At 69.2% G+C, this 7,466-nt stretch carries 9 protein-coding genes; 6 read left to right on the top strand and 3 right to left on the bottom strand.

The window, feature by feature from the left end; translation table 11 throughout:
- The first annotated feature begins 58 nt into the window (after window positions 1–58).
- From VGK78_RS00235 to VGK78_RS00260, 6 genes are all read left to right on the top strand, one after another.
- Window positions 59–1,654 (top strand): sensor histidine kinase, encoded by a 1,596-nt coding sequence (locus tag VGK78_RS00235; RefSeq protein WP_331525237.1) that lies wholly within the window; start codon window positions 59–61, stop codon window positions 1,652–1,654.
- A gap of 46 nt (window positions 1,655–1,700) precedes the next feature.
- Window positions 1,701–2,360, top strand: coding sequence for a response regulator transcription factor (locus VGK78_RS00240; protein WP_331525238.1), 660 nt, complete (start codon window positions 1,701–1,703; stop codon window positions 2,358–2,360).
- A 198-nt stretch (window positions 2,361–2,558) separates the two neighbouring features.
- Window positions 2,559–2,765 (top strand): Flp family type IVb pilin, encoded by a 207-nt coding sequence (locus VGK78_RS00245; RefSeq protein WP_331525239.1) that lies wholly within the window; start codon window positions 2,559–2,561, stop codon window positions 2,763–2,765.
- Window positions 2,766–2,971: 206 nt separating this feature from the next.
- Window positions 2,972–3,178 carry a Flp family type IVb pilin gene (locus VGK78_RS00250; protein ID WP_331525240.1) on the top strand — a complete coding sequence of 69 codons (207 nt, stop codon included), beginning with the start codon at window positions 2,972–2,974 and terminating at the stop codon, window positions 3,176–3,178.
- Window positions 3,179–3,398: 220 nt separating this feature from the next.
- Window positions 3,399–3,605 carry a Flp family type IVb pilin gene (locus tag VGK78_RS00255; RefSeq protein WP_331525241.1) on the top strand — a complete coding sequence of 69 codons (207 nt, stop codon included), beginning with the start codon at window positions 3,399–3,401 and terminating at the stop codon, window positions 3,603–3,605.
- Window positions 3,606–3,843: 238 nt separating this feature from the next.
- Window positions 3,844–4,050, top strand: coding sequence for a Flp family type IVb pilin (locus VGK78_RS00260; RefSeq protein WP_331525242.1), 207 nt, complete (start codon window positions 3,844–3,846; stop codon window positions 4,048–4,050).
- A gap of 70 nt (window positions 4,051–4,120) precedes the next feature.
- On the opposite strand, the gene VGK78_RS00265 is transcribed toward VGK78_RS00260, so the two are convergent.
- The 3 genes from VGK78_RS00265 to VGK78_RS00275 form a co-directional block, all read right to left on the bottom strand.
- Entirely contained in the window at window positions 4,121–5,377 is a 1,257-nt protein-coding gene (locus tag VGK78_RS00265) for a M48 family metallopeptidase (RefSeq protein WP_331525243.1), read from the bottom strand.
- Window positions 5,374–6,576 (bottom strand): hypothetical protein, encoded by a 1,203-nt coding sequence (locus tag VGK78_RS00270; protein WP_331525244.1) that lies wholly within the window; start codon window positions 6,574–6,576, stop codon window positions 5,374–5,376. The genes VGK78_RS00265 and VGK78_RS00270 overlap by 4 nt, the downstream gene beginning before the upstream one ends.
- 58 nt (window positions 6,577–6,634) lie before the next feature.
- Window positions 6,635–7,466: C40 family peptidase (locus VGK78_RS00275; RefSeq protein ID WP_331525245.1), on the bottom strand; the 832-nt coding region annotated here is incomplete at its 5' end.

A 7,466-nucleotide genomic window follows, 5' to 3' on the forward strand; every position in this document is an offset into this window, starting at 1 on the left:
CTGGGACCCGCTGCGATCCACATCATGGACTCGTTCAAGGGGATTTGAGTCCGGGGCCATGATCTGGGGCAGTCCAAGGCGTCAGTACACCTGGCTCGCCGTCGGAGCGCGCACCTTCGTGCTCCTCAGCCTGGTGATGCCCCTGATCGTGAGGAACAACCAGCTCCTGCTGCTGGCTCTGCTGGCCTTGGGTGCGATCTGGGCCGCCGTCACCGCGGGAGAGGTGCTCGCGATCCCGGCGACCCTCCTGCTCGTGCTCGACGCGGTGCTCATCGGTTCGGTCGCGGGGCTCTCGTCCCACTCGACGACCGCCATCCTGGCCGCGCTGGCCGTGCCACCGTTCACGGCCGGACTGGCGATCGGGGCGCGTGGCGTCGCCGCGTCGCTGGGGTCCGAGCTGTCCGTGTACGTCGTGATCACGCTGCTCACCGGCGACCTCCACTGGCCGGAGGTCAATGCGGCCTCCACCTGGGCCATCACCGGGCTCGGACTCGGCCTGATCGCGGCGTTCGTACGTCGCACCTACCTCCAGGTCAACGATCCCCAGCGCGCCTACCGCGATGCCCAGACGTTGATCCGTGAGCTGATCACCCTGTCCGGTCGGCTCAGCTCCGGGCTCGACCCGGTGGCGCTCGGCGGTCAGATCGCCAGCGCCGTGCGCGACGAGCTCCCGGTGACGTCCCTCGCCGTGCACGTGCCGCGGGGTGACGTCCTCACGCCACTGGTCGGTGACACCGGAATCGTCTCCCCCGAGCTGGCCGTCAGCGAGGAGCTGGCCCAGTACAGCCTGATGACCGGCAACATCCGGGTGGTCGGGCACAGCTTCGCGTTCCCCCTCAACAGTGGGGGTGGCGTCGCGGCCGTCGTGTCCGGCGTCCTGTCACCGGGGCTCGACCCGCAGGCGATGGACCTTCCGCGACGACTGTCGGCACTCGACCGCCGCCTGAGCCCGGCGACCGTGCGGCTGGACACGGCCGTGCTGTTCCTGGCGTTCCGGGACTCCGCGACGGTCGAGGAGCGCCGCCGGCTGGCTCGCGAGATGCACGACGGCGTCGCCCAGGAGATGGCCTCTCTGGGCTATTTCGTCGACACCCTCGTCGAGCAGGAGGCCGAAGGCTCCACGCGCGCCCGCCAGCTCACCCTGCTCCGCGAGCGGCTGACCATGGTCGTGGGGGAGGTCCGCCGCTCGGTGCAGACGCTGCGGACCGAGATCGGGGAGAGCGACTCCCTGGGCACCGCCATCGGATCGTTGGCACGGCACCTCAGCGCCAGCAGCGGCCTTCCGATCCATGTCACCCTCGACGAGCAGACCACCCGTTTGCGTCCCGAGATCGAGAGCGAGCTCCTGCGGATCGCGCAGGAGGCGATGACCAACGCGGTCCGTCACGCCGGTGCCACCGCGATCAACGTGCAGTGCTCCGTCGCCCCGCCGATGGCCGAGATCGTGGTGAGCGACAACGGCCGCGGGCTCGGCCCGGGTCGCGACGACTCCCACGGACTCGAGATCATGCGAGAGCGTGCCGCGCTCGTGTCAGGCGAGCTGACGGTCACCGACAACACACCTCATGGCACCGTGGTCACGGTCCGGCTCGACGGACCGCCCGGCGTGTCGACGCCCGAGTCGGTCGCGGAGGCCGACACCCTGCTCGCATGAGCTCGCACGTCCGGCGGGTGAGCTCCCGACGATTTGAGGAGCCGTCATGACCACCGACACCGCCGATCTCCGCGTCCTGATCGTCGACGACCACGAGCTGGTTCGAGAGGGCCTCGCCGGCGCCTTCTCGCGGGTGGAGGGGACGGAGGTGACCGGCTCTGTCGGCACCGTCGCGGAGGCGATCGCGGCGTACCACGACGACCGGCCCGACGTGATCGTCACCGACCTCCAGCTCCAGGACGGCACCGGGCTCGACATCATCCGACAGGTCCGGCAGACCGACGAGAAGATCGGGCTGGTGGTCGTCACGATGCACTCGGGTGACGACCAGATCTTCGCAGCGATGGAGGCGGGAGCATCGGCGTTCGTCGGGAAGGACGCGCCCTCGACGGAAGTCGTGCGAGCCGCGCGCCACGCAGCGGTCTCTCCGCGCTCGTTCCTGTGCACCGGGCTGGCCGGCGCGATGATGCGCCGGATGAGCGCGGAGTCGACCCGGCTCTCACAGCGCGAGCACGACGTGTTGCTGCTGCTGGCCGACGGTGCGAACGCGGCCGCCATCGGCCAGCAGCTGTACATGAGCGAGTCCACCGTGAAGTCGCACATCGCCCGGATCTACCAGAAGCTCGGCGCGCAGAACCGTGCCCAGGCCCTGGTCACCGCGATGCGGATCGGTCTGCTCTCGACCGTGCAACGCCCTTCGAGCTGAAGCACACTTCACCTGACATTGTCAGGAAATCCTGCGAGTTCCTCCCCCTGCACGTCACCAAATGGCCCGGATGGACTAGGTGGCTTCGACCGAAAACTCGATACGTAGAGGCCGTACCTGAGCGATCATTGAGTACGGAGGCCTCCGGCCTTCTCGGCTCTCAAACGCCAAAGTCAACAACTCTGTAGGAGAACGAAAATGCTGGACTACCTCCGCATCATGCTCAACGCGAAGAAGGCCAAGATGGACGAGCGCGGTGCGTCCGCCGTCGAGTACGGCCTCCTGATCGCCGGCATCGCGGCCCTGATCGTCGCGATCGTCTTCCTGTTCGGTGGCGTGCTGTCGAACATCTTCAAGAACACCTGCAACAGCATCGGCAAGAGCTCCAACCAGAGCTGCGGCTGACCAGGCCGACCAACGAAGGCCGCGGACCATTGGTCCGCGGCCTTCGTCATGTCCGGCGGCTGGCAGCGCGACCAGGGACACGGTGCGATCGCCTGAAGTGCAAACTTCTCGAATTCGACAGCGCTTCCGACGGCGGCGGGCCATTCTCAGCGAAGAAAGGCCGGCGCTCTCACGCCGCATCAAATCCCCCCGGAGGAGAAACGACCATGCTGGACCACGTGCGCATCATGCTCAACGCCAAGAAGGCCAAGATGGACGAGCGCGGTGCGTCCGCCGTCGAGTACGGCCTGCTCATCGCGGGCATCGCGGCCCTGATCGTCGCGATCGTCTTCCTGTTCGGTGGCGTGCTGTCGAACATCTTCAAGAACACCTGCAACAGCATCGGCAAGAGCTCCGGCCAGAGCTGCGGCTGACCAGGCCGACCAACGAAGGCCGCGGACCGTTGCTCCGCGGCCTTCGTCACGTCTGCACTGCGGCACGGTGAGGACCGACGGGAATCAAGCCGCGTCTAGACCAGCACACGAAATCTCCCAATCTGCGACAAAACCGACCGCGTATCGGCATCCTGTACGTGGGGAAGAGGGTGACCTTCGAACGCCCTGAAACATACTCATCACCAATTGGGGAGAAAAAATGCTGGACTACCTGCGCATCATGCTCAACGCGAAGAAGGCCAAGATGGACGAGCGCGGTGCGTCCGCCGTCGAGTACGGCCTCCTGATCGCCGGCATCGCGGCCCTGATCGTCGCGGTCGTGTTCCTCTTCGGCGGCGTGCTCGCCAACATCTTCAAGAACACCTGCAACAGCATCGGTGCCAGCTCCAGCCAGAGCTGCGGCTGACGCTCGATCGACGATGGCCGCGGACCGGGGCCCGCGGCCATCGTCATGTCCGGCCCGCCTGACGCGGCCATCGCACTGTCCGACGACCCCGCCGAGCACACCCACCGGTCATCTTCTGCTAGTCCAGCCGGGTCAGGTGGGTTCGTGCGAACGCCGGATGCCCCCGGACACGGCACGGCCGACAATTGAGACATCACCAGTTCCGCGTACGCGGTCCACGAACTAGGAGCCCCTCCCCATGCTCGACTACCTGCGCATCATCCTGAACGCCAAGAAGGCACAGCTCGACGAGCGAGGCGCCTCGGCCGTGGAGTACGGACTGCTCATTGCCGGCATCGCGGCCCTGATCGTGGCCATCGTCTTCCTGTTCGGCGGAGTGCTGACCAACGTCTTCAAGAACACCTGTAGCAGCATCGGCACCAGCGCGAAAGCCGGCACCTGCTGACAGTTTCTCGTCGCATGTGATGGCCGCGGATCCATGGGGGATCCGCGGCCATCGACGATTTCAGCTCGGGTCAGCCGCCGGGCGCTGCATCCGACGTGACGCCCATCCGGCGCCCGAGCTGCTCGGCGATCGCGATCCGCTCCAGCGTGGTGGGGTGCGAGCCGAACCAGACGTGCGACCACGTCGGCCCGTTGTCGCTGAGCGAGTGGATGTCCAGCTCGCGCTGCATCTTGACGAACGCCGCGGGGTCGCGGGTGGCCTCCAGCGAGTCCACGTCGGCCCGGGTCTCGATCAGCCGCGAGAGGCCGTTGTTCACCGGGCTCGAAAGCAGGGTCGCGATCGCCACCAGCGCCAGCACGAGCGGAACGACCGTCGGGTCGCGCATCCCGCCCGGGACGCGGCGTACGAAGGACAGAACGAGGCCGAGGAGGCCGATCCCCAAGGTGGTGCCCAGGGCCGCCAGGACCGAGCCGGTGAGCACGTCGTCGTGGCGGGCGTGCCCGAGCTCGTGAGCGACGATCGAGAGGATCTGGGCACGCGGCAGGTCCTTGATCACGTTGTCGTAGATCACCACGCGGCGGGTGCTGCCGTAGCCCGACACGTAGGCGTTCAGCGTCGTCGTACGCCGTGACGCGTCGGCCACGAGCACGTCGTCGAGGTGGACGTGCTCCACGTCGGCCAGGTGCAGGATCTGCGCGCGCAGCGGACCGTCCTGCAGCGGCGTGAACTGGTTGAAGGCCGGCTCGACGACCACCGGGTAGACGAAGGAGCCGACCATCACCAGAGCTCCCAGGATCGTCCCGGCCACGGCCGGCCAGGCGCGCGGCCAGCGACGCGCGCAGCCGATCAGGACCAGGAGCAAGAGGCCGGAGATCACGATCGACAGCAGCAGGCCCTTGAGCAGGTCGACGGTCCAGGGGCCCCATGCCTCGGTGCTGAGTCCGTAGTCGAGAGACCGGTGGTGCCCGATGATCGCGAACGGGAGGGTCACGAGGCGACCGATCACGGCGAGGGCCGCGACGGCCAGCAGCACCCGCACCCACCACCAACCGCGGAGTCGACCCGCCAGGCGCGCACCGAGCGGTGTGAGGCCGAGGACCAGCGCCACCACCAGGGACACGGCCAGCGAGGCCCAGGCGAGCATCCTCGCCGGGTCGCTGTAGGCGTTGGCACGTGCGATCTCGGCCGAGGTGAACACCTGGGCCTCGGAGACCGGGGGCGGGGTGCCGCCGGGCACCGGGTGCCACGGGATCCGCCACGCCGCGATCACCACGAACGCGACCGCGGCGACTGCGAACGTGACCAGGGACCAGCGGCGTTGGCTCACGCCGGCAAGTCTGACAGGACGGTCCGCCACTGCCGGGTGAAGGCGGCCCGGCTCAGACCGAACCACCGGTGCAGCGCGGGACCGAGCGCCCCTCCCCCGTCCATCGTGCGGTAGAACCCCACCAGCGCCCTCGTACCGCCCTCCCGGGCGAGCAGCCGGCAGGCCAGCCACGCGCTCTCGTAGCGCGCCTCGAGGTGCTTCGCACCGGGCGCGAACTCGTGGCGTCCCGGCAGATGGTGCGGCGCACCCTGACGGCGTACCAGGGCGATGATCCGGGCCGCCGTCGTGGTCACCGGCAGTTTCTGTGCGCTGAGGGCGACGTAGTCGGCGAAGCCCTCGACCAGCCAGATCGGGGCGGGCGTGACGGCGGCGTCGGTCGCGACGTGCGTGGCCTCGTGCGTGATCACGACCTGTGCCCCGCGTGGACGGAGCGGGTCGAAGACCTGGGGGTTCACGAACACGTGACTCGGCGACGTCCGCGACCGTGAGCCGTCGACCGTCGTGGTGACCGCGGCGATGCCGGAATAGTCGCTCGGGTCGGCTCCCAGCGTCGCGTCGAGGTCGCCCTCCGAGGCCGGCACCTCCACCACGAGACCGCCCGGCCAGTCGGGCAGCACATGACGCACCTGCGGGACCGCCCGACGGGCCAGCGCGGCGAACGCGTCGGCCCGTGCAGCCGAGCCGTCCACGAGCACCATGCTTCGCGGGCCGCGACGCACCTGGAGGGGACCGGAGAGCCACAACGGGCTGCGGCGGTCTCCCCCGCCGATGCCGGCAATCCTCAGCCGGCCGCCGGCCGGGGCGAACCGGACCCGGATCTCGAGGTGCTCGGTCCGGTGGTCGAAGCCTGCGAACCGCCACGTCGTCGCGACGTCCGCCGCCCACGTCCCGTCCGGGGCGACGGCTCCGGAGGCGTCGACGTAGCGGAGGGAGAACGCTGTGACGTGCGCGGCACGGCCGTTGCGGACGACACCGGCCAGGTCGGTCCGGGCCGCCGGTGAGGCACCGAGACGCGAGCCGGCGCGAGTGTCGTGGTGTTGCACCGCCCTCTCGAGGTCGCCGAGGAGCGAGACGGCACCGGCCTGGTCGACCTCGGGGCCGGGCCTCCGGTCGAGGGGCGCGTGGTACGTCGCGTCGTGCTGGGTCAGCCAGACGACGATCCCGAGGACGACGGCCAGGAACAGCGAAAGGCCGACCACCCACCAGCGGGGGCGGCCGGCCTTTCGTGGCGCCGGTCGGGGGGCTGAGGGCGCCGGGTCAGCCAGGGCGGACGGCGCCGACGTACGGCATGGAGTAGAGGCCGGTCACCCGGATGCCGGCGGACGGGTTTTCGGCGTTCACGATCATGCCGTTGCCGATGTACATGCCGACGTGGCTGATCGGTTGGTAGTAGAAGACCAGGTCGCCCGGCTGCAGCTGGCTGGCCGAGATGTGGGTGCCCGAGCCGTACTGCGCGCTCGAGGAGTGCGGCAGGCCGACGCCCGCGGCGCCCCATGCGGCCATGGTGAGCCCGGAGCAGTCGTAGGCGTTCGGGCCGGCGGCGCCGTACACGTAGGGCTTGCCGACCTGAGCCATCGCGAAGTGCACCGCGGCGGCGGCCCGGCCGGAGACCGGGATGTCGGCGCTGGAGACGCGGGTGCTGTCGCGGGAGGCCGCGAGCATGCGCGCGCGCGCCGCGGCCTGCATCTTGCCGAGGAGGCTCTTGGCGGCGTCGAGGTTCTTGGCGATCGTCGCCTTGTCCTCGGCGGCCTGCTTCTCCAGCGCGGCAACCTTCTCGAGCTGGTCCTGGGTCGCGCCCTGACGGATGCTGAGCGCCTTCGCCTGGGTCAGGTACGACGAGTACTGCCCGGCCTGCATCGAGTTGAAGGCCGACATCGTGCTCAGCTGGGAGACGAAGGCGTCCGGGTTGCTGGAGACGACCGCCTGCCCGACCGCGGACAGGGAGTCGCCCTCGTACTGCCGGACGATCGAGTCGGCGACGAGGCGCCGGGCCTTCTCGGTCAGCTTCTGCTGCCGGGCCTGGTCGGCGCGCAGTGCCTGGACGTCACCACGCATCTGCTTGAGCTGCACCCGGATCTGGTTGTAGCGC

It is taken from the genome of Nocardioides sp., from assembly GCF_036503465.1.
Lineage (GTDB): Bacteria > Actinomycetota > Actinomycetes > Propionibacteriales > Nocardioidaceae > Nocardioides.

Bases quoted from the DNA above. Each gene is read 5' to 3' on its own strand.
- VGK78_RS00235 (WP_331525237.1), top strand. From the start codon at position 59: ATGATCTGGGGCAGTCCAAGGCGTCAGTACACCTGGCTCGCCGTCGGA.
- VGK78_RS00240 (WP_331525238.1), top strand. From the start codon at position 1,701: ATGACCACCGACACCGCCGATCTCCGCGTCCTGATCGTCGACGACCAC.
- VGK78_RS00245 (WP_331525239.1), top strand. From the start codon at position 2,559: ATGCTGGACTACCTCCGCATCATGCTCAACGCGAAGAAGGCCAAGATG.
- VGK78_RS00250 (WP_331525240.1), top strand. From the start codon at position 2,972: ATGCTGGACCACGTGCGCATCATGCTCAACGCCAAGAAGGCCAAGATG.
- VGK78_RS00255 (WP_331525241.1), top strand. From the start codon at position 3,399: ATGCTGGACTACCTGCGCATCATGCTCAACGCGAAGAAGGCCAAGATG.
- VGK78_RS00260 (WP_331525242.1), top strand. From the start codon at position 3,844: ATGCTCGACTACCTGCGCATCATCCTGAACGCCAAGAAGGCACAGCTC.